Annotated in this window: 28 protein-coding genes; 10 read left to right on the top strand and 18 right to left on the bottom strand. The window is 67.4% G+C overall.

The genetic code is table 11. From position 1 onward, the window contains the following. Positions 1 to 5: 5 nt before the first annotated feature. The 12 genes from ACWPMZ_RS03100 to ACWPMZ_RS03155 all read right to left on the bottom strand — a co-directional run bounded on the left by ACWPMZ_RS03100 (position 6) and on the right by ACWPMZ_RS03155 (position 6,547). Positions 6 to 770 carry a DUF448 domain-containing protein gene (locus ACWPMZ_RS03100; protein ID WP_455702551.1) on the bottom strand — a complete coding sequence of 255 codons (765 nt, stop codon included), beginning with the start codon at positions 768 to 770 and terminating at the stop codon, positions 6 to 8. Next, the gene (gene nusA / locus ACWPMZ_RS03105; RefSeq protein WP_455702552.1) at positions 751 to 2,415 is read right to left on the bottom strand and encodes a transcription termination factor NusA; all 1,665 of its coding nucleotides are present in this window, start codon (positions 2,413 to 2,415) and stop codon (positions 751 to 753) included. Before nusA ends, ACWPMZ_RS03100 begins: the two co-directional genes overlap by 20 nt. Next, positions 2,415 to 2,987: a ribosome maturation protein RimP gene (gene rimP, locus ACWPMZ_RS03110; RefSeq protein ID WP_455702553.1), complete on the bottom strand. Its 573-nt coding sequence runs from the start codon at positions 2,985 to 2,987 to the stop codon at positions 2,415 to 2,417. Before rimP ends, nusA begins: the two co-directional genes overlap by 1 nt. A 137-nt stretch (positions 2,988 to 3,124) precedes the next feature. Further along, positions 3,125 to 3,547, bottom strand: coding sequence for a SufE family protein (locus ACWPMZ_RS03115; RefSeq protein ID WP_455702554.1), 423 nt, complete (start codon positions 3,545 to 3,547; stop codon positions 3,125 to 3,127). A gap of 120 nt (positions 3,548 to 3,667) precedes the next feature. Further along, a complete protein-coding gene (locus ACWPMZ_RS03120; RefSeq protein WP_455702555.1) occupies positions 3,668 to 3,919 on the bottom strand; it encodes a hypothetical protein in 252 nt (83 codons plus the stop codon). Positions 3,920 to 3,941: 22 nt separating this feature from the next. Further along, positions 3,942 to 4,199, bottom strand: coding sequence for a hypothetical protein (locus ACWPMZ_RS03125; RefSeq protein ID WP_455702556.1), 258 nt, complete (start codon positions 4,197 to 4,199; stop codon positions 3,942 to 3,944). Next, the gene (locus ACWPMZ_RS03130; protein WP_455702557.1) at positions 4,196 to 4,531 is read right to left on the bottom strand and encodes a hypothetical protein; all 336 of its coding nucleotides are present in this window, start codon (positions 4,529 to 4,531) and stop codon (positions 4,196 to 4,198) included. The genes ACWPMZ_RS03125 and ACWPMZ_RS03130 overlap by 4 nt, the downstream gene beginning before the upstream one ends. Further along, positions 4,531 to 4,830 carry a hypothetical protein gene (locus ACWPMZ_RS03135; protein ID WP_455702558.1) on the bottom strand — a complete coding sequence of 100 codons (300 nt, stop codon included), beginning with the start codon at positions 4,828 to 4,830 and terminating at the stop codon, positions 4,531 to 4,533. The genes ACWPMZ_RS03130 and ACWPMZ_RS03135 overlap by 1 nt, the downstream gene beginning before the upstream one ends. A 24-nt stretch (positions 4,831 to 4,854) precedes the next feature. After that, the gene (gene pspC / locus ACWPMZ_RS03140; protein WP_455702559.1) at positions 4,855 to 5,232 is read right to left on the bottom strand and encodes an envelope stress response membrane protein PspC; all 378 of its coding nucleotides are present in this window, start codon (positions 5,230 to 5,232) and stop codon (positions 4,855 to 4,857) included. Then, positions 5,229 to 5,522 carry an envelope stress response membrane protein PspB gene (pspB, locus tag ACWPMZ_RS03145; RefSeq protein ID WP_455702560.1) on the bottom strand — a complete coding sequence of 98 codons (294 nt, stop codon included), beginning with the start codon at positions 5,520 to 5,522 and terminating at the stop codon, positions 5,229 to 5,231. The genes pspC and pspB overlap by 4 nt, the downstream gene beginning before the upstream one ends. Before the next feature lie 3 nt (positions 5,523 to 5,525). Next, positions 5,526 to 6,380 carry a phage shock protein PspA gene (gene pspA / locus ACWPMZ_RS03150; protein WP_455702561.1) on the bottom strand — a complete coding sequence of 285 codons (855 nt, stop codon included), beginning with the start codon at positions 6,378 to 6,380 and terminating at the stop codon, positions 5,526 to 5,528. After that, complete coding sequence (locus ACWPMZ_RS03155; protein ID WP_455702562.1) at positions 6,377 to 6,547, bottom strand: hypothetical protein; 171 nt, start codon at positions 6,545 to 6,547, stop codon at positions 6,377 to 6,379. The genes pspA and ACWPMZ_RS03155 overlap by 4 nt, the downstream gene beginning before the upstream one ends. Positions 6,548 to 6,700: 153 nt before the next feature. Between ACWPMZ_RS03155 and pspF the strand changes: the two genes are divergently transcribed. Then, positions 6,701 to 7,726, top strand: coding sequence for a phage shock protein operon transcriptional activator (gene pspF / locus ACWPMZ_RS03160; protein ID WP_455702563.1), 1,026 nt, complete (start codon positions 6,701 to 6,703; stop codon positions 7,724 to 7,726). Here the strand turns inward: pspF and ACWPMZ_RS03165 are convergent. Genes ACWPMZ_RS03165 through ACWPMZ_RS03175 form a run of 3 tightly spaced genes read right to left on the bottom strand, consistent with a single transcriptional unit; the run spans position 7,723 to position 9,895 of the window. Further along, positions 7,723 to 8,340, bottom strand: a complete 618-nt coding sequence (locus tag ACWPMZ_RS03165) for a riboflavin synthase (protein WP_455702564.1) — start codon at positions 8,338 to 8,340, stop codon at positions 7,723 to 7,725. The two genes, pspF and ACWPMZ_RS03165, sit on opposite strands and share 4 nt — an antisense overlap. A gap of 9 nt (positions 8,341 to 8,349) precedes the next feature. Beyond that, positions 8,350 to 9,294 carry a bifunctional diaminohydroxyphosphoribosylaminopyrimidine deaminase/5-amino-6-(5-phosphoribosylamino)uracil reductase RibD gene (gene ribD, locus ACWPMZ_RS03170; protein WP_455702565.1) on the bottom strand — a complete coding sequence of 315 codons (945 nt, stop codon included), beginning with the start codon at positions 9,292 to 9,294 and terminating at the stop codon, positions 8,350 to 8,352. After that, on the bottom strand, positions 9,287 to 9,895 hold the full coding sequence (locus tag ACWPMZ_RS03175) for a hypothetical protein (RefSeq protein ID WP_455702566.1): 609 nt from the start codon (positions 9,893 to 9,895) through the stop codon (positions 9,287 to 9,289). Before ACWPMZ_RS03175 ends, ribD begins: the two co-directional genes overlap by 8 nt. A 14-nt stretch (positions 9,896 to 9,909) precedes the next feature. Here ACWPMZ_RS03175 and ACWPMZ_RS03180 point away from each other — a divergent pair, with 14 nt between their 5' ends. Together ACWPMZ_RS03180 and ACWPMZ_RS03185 are read left to right on the top strand one after the other, a co-directional pair. Further along, a complete protein-coding gene (locus tag ACWPMZ_RS03180; protein WP_455702567.1) occupies positions 9,910 to 10,068 on the top strand; it encodes a hypothetical protein in 159 nt (52 codons plus the stop codon). 117 nt (positions 10,069 to 10,185) lie between these two features. Then, positions 10,186 to 12,324, top strand: coding sequence for a TonB-dependent receptor (locus tag ACWPMZ_RS03185; protein ID WP_455704154.1), 2,139 nt, complete (start codon positions 10,186 to 10,188; stop codon positions 12,322 to 12,324). Here ACWPMZ_RS03185 and ACWPMZ_RS03190 read toward each other — a convergent pair. From ACWPMZ_RS03190 to ACWPMZ_RS03200, 3 genes are read right to left on the bottom strand one after another with little or no spacing between them, the layout of a single operon-like run. Beyond that, positions 12,321 to 13,043: a M48 family metallopeptidase gene (locus ACWPMZ_RS03190; RefSeq protein WP_455702568.1), complete on the bottom strand. Its 723-nt coding sequence runs from the start codon at positions 13,041 to 13,043 to the stop codon at positions 12,321 to 12,323. The genes ACWPMZ_RS03185 and ACWPMZ_RS03190 overlap by 4 nt on opposite strands. Continuing rightward, positions 13,040 to 13,486, bottom strand: coding sequence for a YcgN family cysteine cluster protein (locus ACWPMZ_RS03195; RefSeq protein WP_455702569.1), 447 nt, complete (start codon positions 13,484 to 13,486; stop codon positions 13,040 to 13,042). The genes ACWPMZ_RS03190 and ACWPMZ_RS03195 overlap by 4 nt, the downstream gene beginning before the upstream one ends. Further along, the gene (locus ACWPMZ_RS03200) at positions 13,474 to 14,058 is read right to left on the bottom strand and encodes an SCO family protein (RefSeq protein WP_455702570.1); all 585 of its coding nucleotides are present in this window, start codon (positions 14,056 to 14,058) and stop codon (positions 13,474 to 13,476) included. The genes ACWPMZ_RS03195 and ACWPMZ_RS03200 overlap by 13 nt, the downstream gene beginning before the upstream one ends. A 94-nt stretch (positions 14,059 to 14,152) precedes the next feature. On the opposite strand from ACWPMZ_RS03200, the gene ACWPMZ_RS03205 reads away from it, so the two are divergent. From ACWPMZ_RS03205 to ACWPMZ_RS03235, 7 genes are all read left to right on the top strand, one after another. Beyond that, positions 14,153 to 14,767: an ankyrin repeat domain-containing protein gene (locus ACWPMZ_RS03205; RefSeq protein ID WP_455702571.1), complete on the top strand. Its 615-nt coding sequence runs from the start codon at positions 14,153 to 14,155 to the stop codon at positions 14,765 to 14,767. A 2-nt stretch (positions 14,768 to 14,769) separates the two neighbouring features. Continuing rightward, positions 14,770 to 15,429: a COQ9 family protein gene (locus ACWPMZ_RS03210; protein WP_455702572.1), complete on the top strand. Its 660-nt coding sequence runs from the start codon at positions 14,770 to 14,772 to the stop codon at positions 15,427 to 15,429. A gap of 52 nt (positions 15,430 to 15,481) precedes the next feature. Further along, positions 15,482 to 15,721, top strand: a complete 240-nt coding sequence (locus tag ACWPMZ_RS03215) for a FeoA family protein (RefSeq protein ID WP_455702573.1) — start codon at positions 15,482 to 15,484, stop codon at positions 15,719 to 15,721. Position 15,722: 1 nt separating this feature from the next. Next, positions 15,723 to 17,573, top strand: coding sequence for a ferrous iron transporter B (feoB, locus tag ACWPMZ_RS03220; protein ID WP_455702574.1), 1,851 nt, complete (start codon positions 15,723 to 15,725; stop codon positions 17,571 to 17,573). 123 nt (positions 17,574 to 17,696) lie between these two features. Then, entirely contained in the window at positions 17,697 to 18,239 is a 543-nt protein-coding gene (gene ssb, locus ACWPMZ_RS03225; RefSeq protein ID WP_455702575.1) for a single-stranded DNA-binding protein, read from the top strand. Between the two features lie 91 nt (positions 18,240 to 18,330). Continuing rightward, positions 18,331 to 19,020, top strand: a complete 690-nt coding sequence (gene gntA / locus ACWPMZ_RS03230) for a guanitoxin biosynthesis heme-dependent pre-guanitoxin N-hydroxylase GntA (RefSeq protein ID WP_455702576.1) — start codon at positions 18,331 to 18,333, stop codon at positions 19,018 to 19,020. A gap of 161 nt (positions 19,021 to 19,181) precedes the next feature. Beyond that, entirely contained in the window at positions 19,182 to 19,925 is a 744-nt protein-coding gene (locus ACWPMZ_RS03235; protein ID WP_455702577.1) for a Crp/Fnr family transcriptional regulator, read from the top strand. Positions 19,926 to 19,933 lie beyond the last annotated feature (8 nt).

Raw genomic sequence — 19,933 nt, forward strand, 5'->3', positions numbered from 1 at the left:
GTTCTTCAGTCCTTCAAAAATCGGTCGTTCACAGCGGCATCGGAGCCACTGCCGGAATCGGCAGCCGCCTCGGCGACGCCCAGAAAGGTCAGCAGGCGCTGGAGCGGGGCGGCAACCCGCTCGGCAGATCGTTGGTCCGCCAGCGCCAGGTGGACGACATTGTCGCGGCCCAATGCCACAGACAGTGCCGCGCGGTCCAGTGGCAGGCGCGTGCCCGAAAGGCCAGTGCCTTCCGCGTCACGGCCCACACGCCAGGCCTGGTCGAGCTTGCGGCTGCCGTCGTCGCTCGCGTCGGCGGCGTGGTAGAGAGCGGCAACCTTGCCGCTGCGCGCCTCGCTGGCGATCCGGTCCGACCCTAGATAGAGACGCCCGGCGCGCATTTCGAGTCCCAGCCGGTCGGTCAGCGCCTTGCGCAGCGCGAATTCGGTCCGCTCGGACAGGTCGTCGGGGATCGCCAGCGGCCCGCCCTTGAAAGCGCGCAACAGCGCGCCCTTGAGCTTGCCGTTGGCGAGCGCCGCCGCCAGTTCGCCGCGCGAGACGCCGATCCAGGCCCCGCGCCCGGGCGCCTTGGCCTGGGCATCGGGCAGCACGTCGCACACCCCCTCGGCATTGGGGGGCGAGATCGCCAGCCGCACCAGCGCGTCGCGCTCGCCGTGCTGCCCGGTCAGGATGCAGCGGCGTTCAGGACAGGACCCGGCCGGCCCGGAATCGGACCGAGCGGTGCCCGCGGTGTCAGGATGCGCTAGCGGCTCATTGCGAGGATTCCGCACCGGCGGCCTCCTCTGCTGCGGCGGCGGGCGCCTGGGCGTCGGACGAAACCTCGTCGTCGAACCAGTGGGCGCGCGCGGCCATGATGATCTCGTTGCCCTGCTCTTCGTTCAGGCCGAATTCGCCCAGCACGCCGCCCTTGTCTTCCGGACGCGGACGGTCGCGACGCATCGGCGGGCCGTCGGTCGCCGTCTGGCGGCGGCGCGGCGCCTCGCGCTTCTTGGCGATCAGCTCGTCGGTCGCCAGGTCGGCCAGGTCGTCGAGCGTCTTGATGCCCGCCTTGCCGAGCACCACGAGCATCTGCTCGGTCAGGTGCGGGATGGCGGCCAGGTCGTCCTCGACGCCGAGTTCGCGGCGCTGGGCGCGATGGCTCTCTTCCTGCTTGGCGAGCGCTTCCTTGGCGCGTTCCTGCAGTTCTTCGGCCAGGTCCTCGTCGAAACCCTCGATGGTCGCCAGCTCCTCGAGCTCGACGTAGGCCACTTCCTCGAGTTCGGCGAAGCCTTCGGCCACGAGCAGCTGCGAGAGCGTCTCGTCGACGTCGAGCTCTTCCTCGAACATCTTGGAGCGTTCGGAGAACTCGCGCTGGCGCTTCTCCGAGGCTTCCTCCTCGGTCATGATGTCGATCTGGTGGCCGGTGAGCTGGCTCGCCAGGCGCACGTTCTGGCCGCGGCGGCCGATCGCCAGGCTGAGCTGGTCGTCGGGCACCACCACCTCGATCCGCCCCTCGTCCTCGTCGAGCACGACGCGGCTGACGGTGGCCGGTTGCAGCGCGTTGACCACGAACGTCGCGGTGTCCTCGCTCCAGGGGATGATGTCGATCTTCTCGCCCTGCAGTTCCTGCACCACGGCCTGGACGCGGCTGCCCTTCATGCCGACGCAGGCGCCGACCGGGTCGATGCTCGAATCGCGGCTGATGACGCCGATCTTGGCGCGGCTGCCCGGGTCGCGCGCGGCGGCCTGGATGGTGATGATGCCGTCGTAGATCTCGGGCACTTCCTGCGCGAACAGCTTCTTCATGAATTCCGGGTGCGCCCGGGTCAGGAAGATCTGCGGCCCGCGGTTGTTGCGTTCCACCTTGCTGATCAGCGCGCGCACGCGCTCGCCCACGCGGGCGGCCTCGCGCGGGATCTGCTGGTCGCGCCGGATCACGCCCTCGGCGCGTCCCAGGTTGACGATCACGTGGCCGAACTCGACCGACTTGATCACGCCGGTGATGACTTCGCCGGCGCGGTCCTTGAATTCCTCGAACTGGCGCTCGCGCTCGGCATCGCGGACCTTCTGGAAGATCACCTGCTTGGCGCTCTGCGCGTCGATGCGGCCCAGGTCCACCGGGGGCAGCGGGTCGACGATGTAGTCGCCCACCTTGGCGCCGGGCTGCAGCTTCTCGGCCTGCTTGACGTCGACCTGCTTGAAGTAGTCCTCGACCTCCTCGACCACCTCGACGACGCGCCACAGGCGCAGGTCGCCGGTCAGCGGGTCGAGCTTGGCCCGGATGTCGTTCTCGGCGCCGTAACGGTTGCGCGCCGACTTCTGGATCGCTTCCTCCATCGCCTCGATGACGATCGCCTTGTCGATCATCTTTTCGGAGGCGACCGAGTTGGCGATCGCAAGCAGTTCGGCCTTGTTGGCGGAAATCGGACTGGCCATCAGTCTTCGACCTTTTCTTCTTCGGTGGTTTCTTCGATTTCGTCGACGCCGCTGGCGTCGATCGGCTTGGTGGCGGCGATCAGCCGGTCGGTCAGGACCAGCTTGGCCGTCTTGATCTGGTCGAACGAGAGCGCGAAGCGGCCATGCTTGCGGTCGTCGACGACGATTTCCCCGTCCTCCAGCCCGACCAGCGTGCCGCGCAGCTTGCGGTGGTCGCCGGCGGGGCTTTCGAGCGAGACGTTGAGGTCGTGCCCGGCCCAGCGCTCGAAATCCTTCAGGCGGGTCAGCGGGCGATCGATCCCCGGGCTCGAGACCTCGAGCTGATAGGTGCCTTCGACCAGTTCCTCGCCCGCTTCCTCGATCGCGTCCATGCGGTCGGAGATGCGGCGCGACAGCTCCATGCACTGCTCGACCACCAGCTGCCCGCTTGCCGGGTCTTCCGCCATGATCTGCAGCGTGCGCTCGCCGTCACCCTCGGGTCCGGAGGCGAACAGCTTCACGCGCACGAGCTCGAAGCCGAGCGCCTGGGCCTCGGGTTCGATCACTTGTGTCAGGCGCGCGATATCGGCCATGCTTCTCCGTTCAATCGGCATCGGCGGGACAAAGCGGTTTCGGGCCGGCCCCGGGGGCGCCAGCACCAGACTCTGTTACCAATGTCGGGATGGCGGCCAGATAAGCGCGCATATCCAACTTTGCAACCGGAATCGCGTCAGACTTTCGCCGCCAGCCTTAGGGCGGTTTCCCGCACCAGCGCGATCATGTTGGGCACGCCCTGCGTGCGGTTGGAACTGAGCTGGTTCTTCAGGTCGAACGGCTCGAGCGCGGCGGCGATGTCGCACGCGGCGACTTCGGCCGCCGGGCGATCCTGCACCGCGGCAAGGACCAGCGCGACGATGCCCTTGGTGATCGCCGCGTTGCTGTCGGCCAGCCAGTGCAGCACGGTTTCGTTCCCTTCGGTCCGCTCGACCGGGTAGACCCAGACGCTGGCCGAACAGCCGCGCACCAGCGTGGCGTCGGTCTTCAACGGCGCGGGCATCGGTTCCAGCTCGCGGCCCAGCTCTATCAGCAGGCGATAGCGTTCGTCGGGATCGAGGAATTCGTATTCCTCGGCAATGTCGCTCAGTGGCCGCATGGCGCGCGCCCTATCAAGGCAGGGGCGGCGGGTGAAGGGAAAGGTTGCGGCGAGAAAGAGCAGGCGGGTATCCGGCCGCGGGACGGTCGGCCGGATACCCGCCCTGCCGGCGGGGCGACCCTAGAGGTCGACCCCGCTGGCAATGGCTTCGAGCTTGCGGATGCGTTCCTTGAGGTCGGCGATCTCGATCCGCGCGGCGCCTTCGCCGGTGCGGCTCTCGATCTCGCGGACCGGGCCCTGGTGGCCGCGGTAAAGCTCCAGTTCGCGGTCCTTCAGGGCCAGCCAGCCCTGCCAGCCCTTCAGCAGGGTGGCGGCGATGACCAGCAGCCCGATCAGGGCGCTTGCCGCAATCAGTGTTTCATTGGTCAGCATCGGCCGTGTCCTTCCCCGGAATTCACTTGTCGCGCAGTTTGTCGATCTCGTCCGACAGCAGGCGGCTTTCGCGCCCGTCGGTGGCGATGCGTTCGAGCACCTTGACCCGCTCGCGCAGTTGCTCGACTTCGCGCTGCAACGCGGGATCGTCGGCTGGCTGCTGTTGCTCGCCCCCCTTCCAGTCGAGGGTGACACCATTCTGATGGCGATGGCGCGACTTGATCACCTCGCTCACCGCGATGATGGCCACGATGACGACGATTGCGGTCCAGAAGGTCACTGCACGTTCTCCTTGCCCGCCCGCAGCCGCTCGATCTCCTGGCCGAGCTGGTAGCCGCTGTCGGTCACGATGCGCTCGACCACGGCCATGCGGTCCTTCATCGATCCCAGTTCGGCGCGCAGCTGCGCGTTCTCCTGGGTCACCAGTTTCACCCGCTCGTTCGCCTCGCTGGTCAGCTGCGGATGCATCGGCTTGCCCCACATCGATTCCAGCGGATAGCCGTTGCGGATCTTCAGCTTGGTGGTGTGCACCCAGGCCATGATCCCGGCGACCGAGACCACGCCGGTGGCGGCGATCGCCACCATGACCAGGACGAATATCTCGTGCGGCATCAGCGGATATCCCCTTCGCGGCTTTCGAGCAGCGCCTCGGTGCGGCGCGCGTCGCGCAGCGCCTCGATCTGGGTCGCCACGTCGTAGCCCTTGTCGGTCACGATGCGTTCGAGAACGCGGACCCGGTCCTCGAGCTGCTGGACATGGCTGGCGTACTGCGCCGCCCGCTCTGCCGTGTCGCTAGCGGTCGCCTTGACGTGCATCTCGGCCATCTTCTGCTTGTGCTTGGTCCAGATCGCGATGAGCGGAATGGACAGCGCGATAATGGGGATGAAGACGCCGATCGCTCCAGGGTCCATGATGAGTTTCCTCCCTTAGGGCGCTCAGCGCAGCCGCTCGATTTCGGCGGACAGGCGCGGGTTGCTGGTGACGTAGTAGGTCTCGACCTCCGCCAGGCGACGGTCGACGTCGCGGAAGCGGGCGCGGATCTCGCGGGCGGTCCGCTTGGGGCTCTGCCGCACGCGTTGCCAGTACTTCTTCTCTTGATCGTCGGCATAGAGTTCCGCCGGCTTCTTGTTGAGCAGCAGCCCGGCGATGAAGTAGAACGGAATTGTCGATCCGCCGGTCATCGCGGTCAGCACCAGCGCGCCGAGCCTGACCCAAAGCGCGTTGACACCCGTGTAGTCGGCAATCCCGGCGCAGACGCCCATCAGCTTGCCGTTCTGCTTGTCGCGATAGAGCGTGGTGTGCTTGCTGGTCACTTGCGGGTCTCCCTCTCGGCGAGCAGGCGGTCGAGCTCGCGCAGCGGCTGGTTGTCGACCTCCTTGTCGTGGACGAGGCGGGCCGGCTTGAAGTCGGGGCTGTCGGTTGCGACCAGGCGCTCGACCGTGTCCATCCGTTCGTCGAGCCGCTTGGCGAGGTTGTAGAGTTCCTCGAGCAGCACCTCGTCGTCGTTGGTGATCGTCGCCGCGGTCTTCCACTTCGTTATGTAGTGGAGAATGATCCACGGGAGGCCGAGAAATACGATGATGACGGGAATGGCATTCTCCACGGATCAGTCCTCCTTGTCGGTCGCGCTGCCGCTGAGACCCAGGGCGCGCTTCATTTGCTCGAGTTCGTCGGAAATCTTGTCGTCGTCCTGCAACGCGGAGATTTCGTCGGACAGGCTGGGCTTGCCGGTGCCGTCGGAAATCGACAGCGCTTCGGCACGGCCCTCGGCATAGTCGACCTTGCGTTCGAGCTGGTCGAACCGGGCGAGCGCGTCGTCGACCCGCTCGTTGGTCATCAGGCTGCGCAGCTTGACGCGGTTCTCGGCGCTTTCCAGCCGGGCCGCGATCTGCGTCTGCCGGCTGCGCGCCTCGCGCAGGCGGTTCTGCAGCTTGGCGATGTCCTGCTCGTAGGCCCGCAGCGCATCGTCGAGCACGGCGATTTCGGTCTTGAGCTGCTCGGCCATGTCGCCGGCGCGCTTCTTCTCCTGCAGCGCGGCGCGGGCCAGGTCCTCGCGGTCCTTCGACAGCGCGAGCGCGGCCTTGTCGGCCCAGTCGGCCTGGAGCTTCTCCAGCTTGACCGTGTGGCGGTGCATCTCGCGCTGGTCGGCGATCGTGCGGGCCGCGCTGGCGCGCACCTCGACCAGGGTCTCCTCCATTTCCATGATGATCATGCGGATCATCTTCGACGGGTCGTCGGCCTGGTCGAGCAGTTCGTTGAAGTTGGCCGCGATGATATCGCGGGTACGGGAAAAGATACCCATCCAGGTGCCTCCGGAAGAAAATTGGCCACGTAAGGGGGTGGGGCTGGTGCGCAGCCGCTCGATCTCGCGATCGAGCCGCGAGCCTTCGCTGCGTCCGGACAGGTGTCTGGACGACTGGCTGTCGCGGATCGGGCCGAAGGGGCCTTCCTCCTCGCTCATGCCAGCACCACCATCGGCAGACCCATGACGGAACTCGGGCTGGGCTCGGCCGGCGAACCGGCCACCTGGGCCAGCGTCGGCGCGGACAGCGCGAAAGTGACCATCATGACCACGCTCACGAGCGCGGCGATACCGAGCTTGCTGGTCAGGAAGTGACGGTCGAACATGGGGTATTCCTCCTCTTTGAACCTTGTTCACTCTTCAGCAAGGGGCGTGCCAAACTGGAAATACTGCAGTGTTCCAAGGGCTTGAGGAAATTTGGCGCTTGGGGAGTTGGTCACTATTGCCAGCAGTTGGGAATTTTCGCTAAATCTGGGTGCATGGAACGCGACGTGCAGTTTATCGGCCAATCGAGCGAATTTCTCGACGCGGTGGAGCGGACCAGCCGCGCCGCGCCGATGCGCCGCCCGGTGCTCGTCATCGGCGAGCGCGGGACGGGCAAGGAACTGATCGCCGAACGCCTGCATCGCCTCTCGACCCGGTGGGACGAAGCCCTCGTCACCATGAACTGCGCGGCGCTGCCCGAAACGCTGATCGAGGCCGAGCTTTTCGGCCACGAGGCCGGCGCCTTCACGGGTGCTACCAAGGCGCGCGTCGGTCGGTTCGAGGAAGCCGACCGGGGTACGCTGTTTCTCGACGAACTGGCGACCCTCAGCATGGGCGCGCAGGAGCGGCTGCTGCGGGCGGTCGAATACGGGGAGGTCTCGCGCATCGGCTCGAGCCGTCCGATCCGGGTCGACGTGCGGATCGTGGCGGCGACCAACGAGAACCTGCCGCGGCTGGCGGCCGAGGGTCGGTTCCGCCCCGACCTGCTCGACCGGCTGAGCTTCGAGGTCATCACCCTGCCGCCGCTGCGCGTGCGCGAAGGCGACATCATGGTGCTGGCCGACTACTTCGGCCGCCGCATGGCCGCCGAGATCGGCTGGGACCGCTGGCCGGGCTTTGCCGAGCACGTCGTCCGCCAGCTCGAGAACTACGGCTGGCCGGGCAACGTGCGCGAGCTGCGCAACGTGATCGAACGCGCGGTCTATCGCTGGGATGAATGGGACGAGCCGATCAGCTACGTCCAGTTCGACCCGTTCGACAGCCCCTGGATCCCGCAACCGTCGAATCGCGCGGTCGAGGGTGAGAAGACGTCGAAAAACGCGGATGAAATTCAGCACGGGCCGAACTACGATTCGATCCAGGATCTGCGCGGCGCGGTCGAGGCGCACGAGCGGGCGATCGTCGAACATCACCTGGGCCGCAATCGCTGGAACCAGCGCCAGACCGCCAAGGCGCTGGGCCTGACCTACGACCAGCTAAGGCATTGTATTCGCAAGCACGGCCTGACCGACGGCGACTAGCCGCGCAGGCTCTCCAGCCGCTTGAGATAGCGCGCGACCGTATCGATCTCGAGGTTGACCTCGTCGCCCTGCGCCAGTGCCCCCAGCGTCGTCACCCGGGCCGTATGCGGGATCATGTTAAGCCCGAATCGCACCGAGCCATCCGGTTGATCTTCCACGTGATTTACCGTCAGGGAGACGCCGTTCACGGTGACCGAACCCTTCTCGGCCAGGAACGGCGCGAGGTCCTGCGGGGCGGCGATCACCAGGCGGGTCGAATCCCCCTCGGCGCTGCGCTCCGCGACCGTCCCCACCGCGTCGACATGGCCCGAGACGATGTGCCCGCCCAGCTCGTCCCCCAGCCGAAGCGACGGCTCGAGATTGAGGACGGCGCCCTGCTCCCATGTGCCCCTCGCGGTGCGCGAAAGGGTCTCGGCAGACACGTCGACCGCGAACCACGCCGCGCCCGCGCTCCCGCCGCGCTCGACCACCGTCAGGCACACGCCCGCGCAGGCGATGCTGCCGCCGATGGCGATCCGGGCGGGATCGAACGGACAGGCGATGCGCAGGCGCAGGTCGCCGCGCTCCTCGCGCATTTCGATCGTGCCGATGGCGGAGACGATGCCGGTGAACATGCAGGCCTCCTAGCGTGCGGGCTCGAGGATTTCGAGAGTGTCGGCGCCCAGTATCCTGCTTTCGGTGACCTGCCACCCGGCAAGGCCCGCGGGAAACGCAGCGATGCCCTCACCGAAGGTCGTGGATGCGCGGTAGAGCAGGATCCGGTCGACCAGGCCCGCGCCGAGGAAAGCCTGCGCCACCTGCGCGCCGCCTTCGACCATCAGGTACTGGCAGTCGGCCAGGTCGCGGATAGCTTCTGGCGAGGGAAGGGCGGTCCAGCCAGCGGGCGCCGCGCCGCGTGTAAGAAGCAGTCGCCGGGGGCTGCGCTCCTCCAGACCGGGAAGCCTCACGTCCAGACGCGGCGCGTCGGCTCGCAAGGTGTTGCCGCCCACGAGGATCGCATCGTTGCGGGCCCGCTCCCGGTGCGCATGGGCGCGGGCGGCCTCGCCTGTAATCCACTTGCTGCTGCCGTCTGGCCGGGCGACGAACCCGTCGGCCGTAACGGCGAGCTTGAGCGTGACGAAAGGCCGGCCTTCATGGGCTTGCATCAGGTAGCCGGAGAGGCTTGCCCGGCAGCGCGCACCGTCGGCCAGCGTCAAGGCGATTCCTACTTCTTCCAGCCGCGCGATTCCGGCACCGGCGGTTCGCTGGTCGGGGTCGCCTATGCCGACGACTACGCGCGCTAAGCCGCTTTGCGCCAGCAGGTCGGCACAGGCCGGCCCGCGCGCGCTGCGATGGGCGCAAGGTTCGAGCGTGACATAGACGGTGGCGCCGCGCACGGCCTCGCCTGCCTCGGCCAGGGCTACAGCTTCGGCGTGCGGGCGCCCCCCGGGGGCGGTCCAGCCGCGTCCCACGACGATATCGTCCCTGATGATCAGGCACGCGACCGCCGGGTTGGGGCGGCTCAGCGGGCGGGCGCGCTCGGCCAGGGCCGCCGCAGCGGCAAGCCAGCGCGAATCCGCGTCATTCACCGGCGGTGGAGGCCTCGGCGGCGGCCGTCGCGGCGCGGTTGGCATTGATCTGGCGCTGCTGCTCGGCCTTGGCGGCGGCTTCGGCGGCCTCCTCGGCCTTAATCTTGCGTTCCATCTCGGCAACGTCGACGCCGGTCGCACGGCCCAGCGCGCGATACAATTCCTTGCGCCTCTCGACCCGGGCGGCGAGGATGGCCTCGGCTTCTTCCTTGCGCTTCTGGTTCGCCTGGTTCGACGCGACGATCTCCGCGTCGGTGCGGGTTTCGTCGAGCGTGCTGATGTATGTGATCGTCGGACGCTCGGGATCGGCGCGCTCGCTCTTGGGGATGAAGAGCATCATGATGGCGAAGGTCAGCGCCACGGCAATGCCGAGAATCTGCCAGCGGTAAGGCTGCGGTTGTCGCCAGGTGTCGAGAAAATCGCCCACCGCACCGCGCGGGGAGACGTTACGCCAGAAGCCCATGCCCGGAAGATAGGCGCATTGCCGACACAACGCCAGTGGTGCGCGCCTGGACCTGCGACGTCCGGTTGTTTCGCTACGACTGAATTGCCCATCGCCACGCGCGCCGATCCGTGCGAAACGCCCGAAAATCAGGGGCAAAGGTCGCAGACTCTATGCGTGATGTGTTAATCTACGGGGGCATGGCGATGCTCGCCGCGGCGGTGCTTGCGGTAATCTGGCTGTCGAGCCGCTACCAATCCTATCTCAACCAGACGCGCAACGGTTCGGGCAAGAAGCCCAAGCCGGTGTGGAAGCCGTTCTGGTACGACTGATCCCGGCACTCGTCGCAGAGAGGGAACGGTCTGGCGGTTGCGGATTGCGCCGCGCCGGGGTGGGATTACGGGGTCACGTTATAGTATAACGTCAAAAGGTCGATTGTCTTCGTGTCCATGGTTCGAGTTGCCTTTCTCGCCGGTGCCGCCGCGCTGGCTCCCCAGGTCGTCCACGCCCAGTCGTCAGACCAGGCCCCGCCGCCCGCACGCGAGCGGCCGGAGAGCGGCGACGATTTCCACGGTGATATCGTCGTCACCGCCAGCGGGCTCAAGCGGCTCGACCTGCTGGCCGGAACATCGGTGGTCACCGGCGACGACCTGCAGCGCAACCTCGCCGGGCAGGTGGGCGACATATTGGCAGATCTGCCCGGCGTTTCGGCGACCAGCTTCTCGCCAGGCGCCTCGCGGCCGGTCCTGCGCGGCTTCCAGGGGGACCGGGTGCGCGTGCTCGTCGACGGCATCGGATCGATCGACGCGTCGAATACCTCGGCGGACCATGCGGTTACGATCGACCCGCTGACGGCCGAGCGGATCGAGGTCCTCCGCGGCCCCGCGGTGCTGCTCTACGGCAGCTCGGCGATCGGCGGGGCGGTCAACGTGATCGACAAGCGCATCCCGCGCCGGGTTGGGACAGAGCCGGTGCATTTCGACGGCATCGTCGCGGCCGACACGGCGTACAACCTGCGCGAAGGCGGCGCCTCGGTGGACGTGCCGTTGTCGCGAACCATGGCTTTCCATCTCGATGGTTCCTGGCGCGAGACCGCCGACGTCTCGGTGGGCGGCGCCGTCGTCGCCGAGCCGCTTCGTGCGGACTTGCTGGCCGATGCGGCCGAGCATGAGGCGGAAGGCGAGAGCGGCGAAGCGGCCGAACTGCGCGAAGCGGCCACGATGCGCGGCGTCCTGCCCAACAGCGCAACGCGCACGGCTTCGGCCGGCGCCGGACTCGCCTGGATCGGCAGCACTGCCTCGCTCGGGGTGTCGGTGGGCTACTACGACACGAACTACGGCATCCCGGCGCGCCCGGGCGCCGGCCATCACCACGAAGAAGAGGATGCGGCGGCCGACGAAGGCGAGGCGCACGGCGAAGAGGACGTTTCGATCGGCCTCGAACAGGTCAGCGCCAACCTGCGCGGCGCGTTCTCCTTTTCGGGCGGGCCGTTCGAGGAAGTCCGTACCCGCTGGGGCTATTCGGATTACAAGCACATCGAGTTCGAAGGCGACGAGATCGGCACGACCTTCCTGGTCGACGGCGTCGAAGGCCGGGTCGAGCTGGTCCAGCGCGATCGCGGCGGGTGGCGCGGGTCGCTCGGCGCGCAGTATCTCCAGCGCAATCTCGAGGCGATCGGGGCGGAGGCCTTCGTGCCCCCCAACAGCACCGAGCAGGTCTCTCTTTTCGCACTGCAGGAGGTCGAGACGGGGCCGGTGGAATTCGAATTCGGCGGCCGGTTCGAACGCAGCGACATCGCCGCGCCCACGCTCGGCCTCTCGCGCCGGTTCGACACGCTGTCGGGCGCGCTCGGCGTGGCCTGGGAGCCGGGCGACGGGCTCCGTTTCGGCATAAACGGATCGCACTCGCAGCGCGCCCCCTCGGCTGAGGAACTGTTTGCCGACGGACCGCACATCGCGACGCAGCAATACGAGTTGGGCGATCCTGCGCTAACCAAGGAAAAGGCCTGGGGCCTGGAAGGCTATGTCCGCGGCAACCTGGGCCCAGCGCGGGTCGCGGTGGCGGTGTACCAGAACTGGTTCGACGATTTCGTCTATCTGCAGGACAGCGGCCTGATCGAAGACGACTTGCCCGTCTATGCCTATCGGCAGCAGGGCGCCCGGTTCTTCGGTATCGAGGCGGAGGCGAGCATGCCGCTGCTGCGGGCCGGGGCCGGCGACCTGGTGGCCGACCTGACGGGCGAGTACATCCGCGCCACGCTCGACGATGGCGACCCGGTGCCGCGCATCCCGCCGCTCAGCCTCTCGGCGGGGCTCGAATGGCAGTCCGACGCCTTCGACGTGCGCGGCGAGGTGGAATGGGTCGACCGGCAGGACCGGGTAGCCGGTTTCGAGACGCCGACCGACGGCTACACCACGGCGAACCTGTCGCTTGCCTGGAAACCCCTGCGCGGGTCCGACAACCTGACCGTCATGCTCCAGGGCGACAACCTGTTCGATGTCACGCGCCGTGCCCATGCCAGCTTCACCAAGGACTTTGCGCCGCTCAGCGGGCGCAACGTCAAGCTGAGCGTCCGGGTCAGCCTCTAGCCGAACGGCGCATAGAGACCGCGGCCGTGGTCCTTGAGCCAGCGGTCGGCGGAGGCGAGGTCGCCTTCGAACAGGCGGCGGAGCTCGGCGTGGAACGCCGGGGAGTGGTCGAAATGCGCCAGGTGAGCGACCTCGTGCGCCACAACCGACCGGCGCACCTCGTCGGGCGCCATGACCAGCCGCCAGTTGATGCGGATCGCCGCCGCGCTCGAACAGGAACCCCAACGGCGCTGGGCGCGCGACAGGCGCAGCGGCGAGGGCGGACGGCCCGCGCGGGTACAATAATGGGCCAAGTCCTCGCCCAGCAGCCGGCGCGCCTCGCCCTCCAGCCACCGTTGCAGGCGCGCGTGCAGGCTCTCGGCAGCCCCGCCGACGATCAGGCGTTCGCCATCGAGGCGCGGGGCGCGGCGGCGGCTCGCGGACCAGTCCACCGCCAGGTCGCGCCCGCGATAGCGCAGCGATCCGTCGGGCAGCGGCGGCACCGCCTCGGGGACTTTCGCCAGCTGATCCTCGAGCCAGTCGAGCCGTGAACTGGCGAAGACCAGCGCCTCGCGGCCCGAACACCATGTCGGCAGGGTGACGCGCACCTCGCTGCCGTCGGGCGCCAGCCGCATCGTCAGCCGACGGGCGCGCGCGTGATGGCGAATGGCGATGGGCAGGATGCGCCCGCCGATCTCCACCGCCGGATCGACCTGCGGCCGGCGCAGCCAGTCGATCATGCGTCCGCCTCCCACTCGACCACGTGATGCTCGAGCGGCCCGGCGTCGACCTCGCTGATCACCCGACCCGCCACGCAGGCTCCGGCGGCGATCATGGCCGCCCGATTTCCGGTCAGCAGGTGATGCCATGACGGCAGCGGGCGATCCTCGTGGCGGCGGCGGTAAGCGCAGGTCTCGGGCAGCCAGGGCACGGTACCCACCAGCTTGAGCGTCAGGCGCAGGCAATCGGGCACGAAGGCCTTGCGGTGGCGATAGTCGCTGCAGCGCGCGGTCTCGGTGTCGAGCAGCTTGCAGGCGACATTCGTCTCAGCGATTTCGCCGGTGTCCTCGTCTTCCAGCTTGTGCAGGCAGCATTTGCCGCAGCCGTCGCACAGCGCTTCCCATTCGTCGCGCGCGAGTTCGGCCAGCGGCAGTTCCCAGAAGCGGGTTCTCATCGCACCCATTTGTCGAGCTCGGCGGCGATCGCTTCGGGGCCCTGGTCGGTCGGCAGCAGCGCCAGCGGCTTGCCGTCGGGGTCGAACAGCGTGGTGTTGGACGAGTGATCCACCAGATAGCCGCCACCCTCGGACGTCTTGCCCTTGCCGTAGAACACCGCGAACGCCTTGGCCGCGGCGTCGATCTGCTCGGGCGTGCCGGTCAGGCCGATCAGCCGCGGATGGAAGTTGCTGGCGAACTCGCCGACGACCTCGGGCGTGTCGCGTTCCGGATCGACGGTGACGAAGATCGGCTGGATCTTCGCGCCGCGCGCCGGATCCTGCTCCTCGAACAGTTCGAGTCCCTTGCTGAAGCGCTGCACGTCGGTCGGGCAGACGTCGGGGCAATAGGCGTAGCCGAAATAGACGATGCGATACTTTCCGGCGAAGTCCGCCCAGTGCACGGCCTTGCCGGCGGAATCGACCAGGTCGAACTCGCCGCCGATCGCCGCGCCTTCCAGAGGCGGGCTTTCCGCGGGCCCGGCGGGCTGGCAGGCGGCGAGAGCGAGAACGGCGATCGATGTGAGGAGGGCACGAAGCATGGCCTTGCGGTTCATGCTCTGCTAACCGGCTGGCAGCAAGGGAAGTCCGCATCTTGAGCGCGGGCTTTCCGCATAAATTTCTGGAGGCAATCAGGTGGCATTCGCCCATCGAATCAAGCTGGCAGCCGTCGCGGGGGCGCTGGCGGCGGTCGCGGTCCCGGCTGCGGCGCAGGTCTATTCGGACGGTTTCAAGTTCCTCGAGGCGGTCGAGAAGAAAGACCGCGCGAAGCTGAACGAGATCTACAACAAGAGCCCCACCGTCATCGACGCGCGCGACATCACCAAGGGGCACACGGCGCTCCACCTGGCGACCCAGCGGCGCGATCTCGACTGGATACAGTATCTGATCGGTCTCAAGGCCAACCCGAACCTGACCGACAAGCAGGGCGTGACCCCGCTGATGCTGGCGAGTCAGATGGGCTGGGTCGAGGGCGTGTCCCTGCTGACCCGCAACGGGGCCCGGGTCGACGTGGCGAACAACGCAGGCGAAACGCCGCTGATCTCGGCGGTCCACCGGCGCGACATGGCGATGCTGCGCGTGCTGCTGCGCGCCGGGGCGGATCCGGAACGGCCGGACAATTCGGGCCGCTCGGCTCGCGACTATGCTTCGGTGGACAACACCTTCACCGCCATCCTGAACGAGATCAACCGCCTGACCGACAAGGGTGAGAAGGCCAAATCGGCGCAAGTCTACGGGCCGAGCTTCTGACGGTGGATCCGGCCGACGACCTGACGCTCGACGAGCTGCGGATCGCACTCGCGCCGCGCGTCGCGGAGGCGGCGATCTTCGACGGGTGGAACGACGCGGCGCTGGACAGCGCGGCGGCCGCGTCAGGTGTCGATCCCGCGGTAGCGCGGCTGGCCTATCCCGGCGGGGCGATGGACATGATCGCCGCATGGATCGCGCACATCGATGCCCGGATGATCGAGGCGTTCGCGCCCGAAATCGTAGCCGCCATGCCGATCCGCGAACGGATCCGCGCCCTCGTCTGGTTCCGTCTCGAGGCGGTTGCCGGCTTGGAAGAAGCGCTGCGCCGCGCGCTCGCCATCCAGGCCCTGCCGCAGAATCTGGTTCGCGCCGCAAAGCTCGGCTGGTCCAGCGCCGATGCGATGTGGCGCCTGGCCGGCGATACGGCGACCGACTACAACCACTATACCAAACGGGCGATCCTCGGCTCCATCTACGCCGCCACCCTGGCCGTTTTCGTCAGCGACGAGAGCGAGGACAAGAGCGAGACCCGCGCCTTCCTCGACCGCCGCATCGAAGGTGTGATGAAGTTCGAAAAGGCCAAGGCCCAGCTGCTCGGCAAGGACCGCGACCACTTCGACGTGATGCGTTTTCTCGGCCGCCTGCGATACCCGGCGCGTTAAACACTATTGCGAGCCAGTTGCAAATAGGGCGGCGTTCTGCCAACCCGCCCTCATGACCCTCGATCAACTCCCGCCCCGCGTCCGCGCCGAGATCGTCGCGATCGACTGGGCCGTGCTTTCGCCCGACGAAGCGAAGCGCCTGCGCGCGCTGGGTGTCGACGAGGGCGCGCGCGTGGCTGTGGCGCATCGCGGCGTGTTCGGCGGCCACGATCCGCTTGCGATCCTGATCGGGCGCATGACGCTCGCCATCCGCCGGGTCCACGCCGCGGCGATGACGGTGGAGGAGGTCTGACGTGAGCCGCCTGCGCACCGCCGCCCTCGTCGGCAACCCGAACTGCGGCAAGTCGGCGCTGTTCAACGTGCTGACTGGCGCGCGGCAGAAGATTGCCAATTATCCGGGCGTCACTGTCGAGCGCAAATCCGGGCGGATGCTGCTGCCCAGCGGCGAGCCGGTCGAACTGATCGATCTGCCCGGCTCGTACGCGCTCGATGCCGCCAGCCCCGACGAGGAAGTGACCCGCAAGGTCGTGCTCGGCGAGTTTCCCGGCGAGGCAGTGCCCGAGGTGCTGATCATCGTGCTCGACGCGGCCAACCTCGAGCAGCATCTCGTCTTCGCACAGGAACTGATCGAACTCGGCCGTCCGGTCGTCGTGGCGCTCAACATGGTCGACCTGGCCGAGCGCGACGGGCTGGTCCTCGATCCCGCGGCGCTCTCGGATGCTTTGGGCGTGCCGGTGGTCCCCACGGTGGCCGTGCGGCGCAAGGGGATCGACGCGCTGGTCGCGGCCATCGGCAGCGCCGAAACGGTCGCCGCCGAAGAACCCAAACATCCGCGCCCGCACGTCACGCTGCCGGAACGGCGGCTGGTGGCGCGCAACATCGCCAAGGCGGCGATCCTGTCGGAAACGGCCCGTCATCGCCTGCACGCCAGCCTCGACAAGGCATTGCTCCACCCGTGGCTGGGCCCGCTGTTCCTGTTCGCCCTGCTGTTCGTCATCTTCCAGGCGGTGTTCGCCTGGGCGACGCCGTTCGCCGATGCGCTCGATGCGGGGATCGGCGCGCTGATAGACCTGGCCAACGCAACCCTTCCGGCAGGGTTCGTGCGCGATTTCCTGACCCAGGGCGTGCTCGCCGGGGTCGGCTCGGTGGTCGTCTTCCTGCCGCAGATCGTGATCCTTTTCGCCTTCATCCTGGCGATGGAGCAGTCGGGCTACATGGCGCGCGCAGCGTTCCTGATGGACCGGATGATGGCCGGCGTCGGGCTGTCGGGCCGCAGCTTCATCCCGCTCCTGTCAAGCTTCGCCTGCGCCATTCCCGGCATCATGGCGACCCGTGCGATCGCCGATCCCAAGGACCGGCTGACCACGATCCTGGTCGCCCCGCTGATGACCTGTTCGGCACGCTTGCCCGTCTACGCGGTGATCATCGCCGCCTTCATCCCGGCGACCAACGTGGGCGCCGGCATAGGCCTGCAGGGGCTGGTGTTGCTGGCCCTTTACGTGGCCGGGATCGTCGGCGCGATGCTCGCCGCGCTGGTCCTGCGCCGCACGGCGACGAAGGGCGATGCCAGCGGATTCATCATGGAACTGCCCAAGTACCAGATGCCCCCGTTGCGCGACCTAGCCATCGGCCTGTGGCAGCGCGCCTGGATCTTCCTGCGCCGCGCGGGGACGATCATCTTCACCGTCACCGTCGTGCTGTGGGTGCTGCTCAGCTTTCCCCAGGCGGAGCCGGGCGAAAGCCAGTCGGAAGCGAGCATCGCGGGCCACATCGCCAGCGGGCTGGAAGTGATTGTCGAGCCTATCGGCTTCAACCACGAGATCGCGCTGGCGCTGATCCCTGCGATGGCTGCGCGGGAAGTCGCGGTCGCCTCGCTCGCCACGACCTATGCCGTCGATGCCGAGGACGAGGATGCTGCCGCCGCCGGCCTTGTGCCGCAACTGCAGGCTAGCTGGACCCTGCCGACCGCGCTTGCCTTCCTTGCCTGGTTCGTCTTCGCGCCGCAGTGCCTCAGCACCATTGCGGTCGCCCGGCGCGAGACGAACGGGTGGAAATGGCCCCTGTTCATGCTGGGCTACCTGTTCGTGCTCGCCTACGTATTCGCCGGGCTTACTTACTGGCTGGCTGTGGCCGCCGGGCTGTAGGGCTGGTGCGGGAAAAGTGCTGCGCGGCGGTTGCCGGGCAGCCTGCCGGACGCCTACATATCGGCGGAATCACATATCGGCTGGCGGTCGCCGCGGGCCTTTGACCCATTCGAGAGGAATCCCATGGCAGGCAGCGTCAACAAGGTCATCCTGATCGGCAACCTCGGTGCCGATCCGGAAGTGAAGAGCTTCCAGAACGGTGGCCGGATCTGCAACCTTCGCCTCGCCACGAGCGAGAACTGGAAGGACAAGCAGACCGGTGAGCGCAAGGAGCGTACCGAGTGGCACCAGGTCGTGCTGCAGTCCGACGGACTGGTCGGCGTGGCGGAGCGCTACCTGCGCAAGGGCAGCAAGGTCTACATCGAAGGTCAGCTTCGCACCCGCAAATGGCAGGATCAGTCCGGCAACGACCGCTACACGACCGAGGTTTCGGTCGGTGGCATCGGCGGCGTTCTGACCATGCTCGACGGAGCGCCGGGTGCGGGCGGCGGCGGCGGCGGCCAGCGTGGCGGCGGTGACTGGGGCGGGGGTGGCTCCAGCGGAGGCTCTGGCGGTGGCTCCGGCGGTGGCGGCTGGGACCGTGGGGGCTCCGGTGGCGGCGGCGGTGCCGCTTCCGGCGGCAGCTCGAACTTCGGCGACGATCTCGACGACGACATTCCGTTCTAGGCCGCGCCGGCAGGGCTGCCGCAAGGCGTAAGCATCATTTAAGGCGCAGTTTGGACGGAACTTCGATCCTTCCCCGGCCTTTTGAGTGGCAATGTCATCCACTGCCCTAGACCTGCTTGCGCCTCCGCCCATCGACGAGGCCGAATTCGCCCGAATCATCGAAGACGCCAGCTTCCCCTGCGTCGGCGCCAAGTCGGCGCTTGCCCGCGGAATGCTGAAGATCGTGCGGGGTCACGACATCACCAGCGCCTGGAACGACGTCACGATCCATTCCGAATTGATCGACTGGGCGCATGACTATTCCCGCGATCCGGGCGGGCTGCGCAGCCTGGCGATCGTGTTCGCCGAACCGGCTAACCTGTCGGAAGAAGCCTTCGAGGAGGCTATGTGGGAACGCATCCAGTCGCTCGCCGACAAGGATTCCTGGCGCGGCCAGCACTACGACCCCAAGGTCAGCCGCGATCCCGACGATCCGCATTTTTCCCTCAGCTTCGGTGGCGAGGCGTTTTTCGTGGTCGGGCTTCATCCCAATGCAAGCCGGCCTGCACGTCGCTTTCCGTGGCCCGTCATGGTCTTCAACCTGCACGCGCAGTTCGAACGCCTGCGCGAAGAGGGCCGCTACGAAAAAATGCGCCGGACCATCCTCGCGCGCGACGAGGAACTTGCCGGGGACATCAATCCCATGCTTGCGCGCCACGGCGAGGCGAGCGAGGCGCGGCAATATTCCGGACGTGCGGTGGACGCAAACTGGACTTGTCCGTTCCGCGACCCACGCGCCTGAACTGCGGCGTGGCGGCGCGCCTTGCGGGCCGGATCCAGCGACCAACACCAGACCTCGAGTTATCTTGAGCGTAACGCGGTGGGGAATGTCCGTGCAACATTTGCTGCTTTGACCGGCGTTTAAAGGGCGGTTAGCCGGGCGGTCCTGAAGAGGGGCCACTCATGCTGACTGATCTGTTTCTCAAGGGACGGTTGCGCCACGATCTTGACCCTCAAGAACGAGAGCGGATCGACGCGGCCGTCGCCGAAACCGTCGTGCTCAAGCCGCGCACCACCCTAGTGCGCAGCGGAGAATGGCTCGAGAACAGCTACTATCTCGTCTCCGGCACCATGCTGCGCCATATCGACGCGGCGCGCGGCAAGCGACAGATCGTGGGGCTGAGCGTGGTTGGTGATTTCGTCGACCTGCACGGCTATGCCATGAAACGGATTGATCACGGCGTCTCCTCGCTCGACGAGGTGACAGTGGCCCGTGTGCCGCACAAGGCCATCAGCGAACTCGTCCGTGAAATGCCGCACCTTGCGCGGGTCCTGTGGTTTTCCACCCTGCTCGATGCGGCCATGCACCGCGAATGGATCTTCCGGCTGGGGCGGCTGAATGCCGAAGGGCGCATCGCCCAGCTCATCTCGGAACTGTGCGCCCGGCTCGCCTTCGTGAACAAATTCGACGGACGCCGCCTGACGGTGCCCCTTCTGCAAAGCGATTACGCCGAAGCGTGCGGCATCAGCTTGGTCCACGCCAATCGCAGCTTTCGCCAGCTCAAGGACCGCGGCCTGCTCGACACTCTCGGCGACGGTTACATCGAGATCCGCGATCTTCCCGCGCTCAACCGGTTGAGCGAGTTCAAGCCCGACTATCTCTACGGCGACGGAAACCTGCAGGTGAGCGCACTGGTCGACGGATAGCCGGGCCC

This window comes from Tsuneonella sp. HG222 (genome assembly GCF_053819185.1).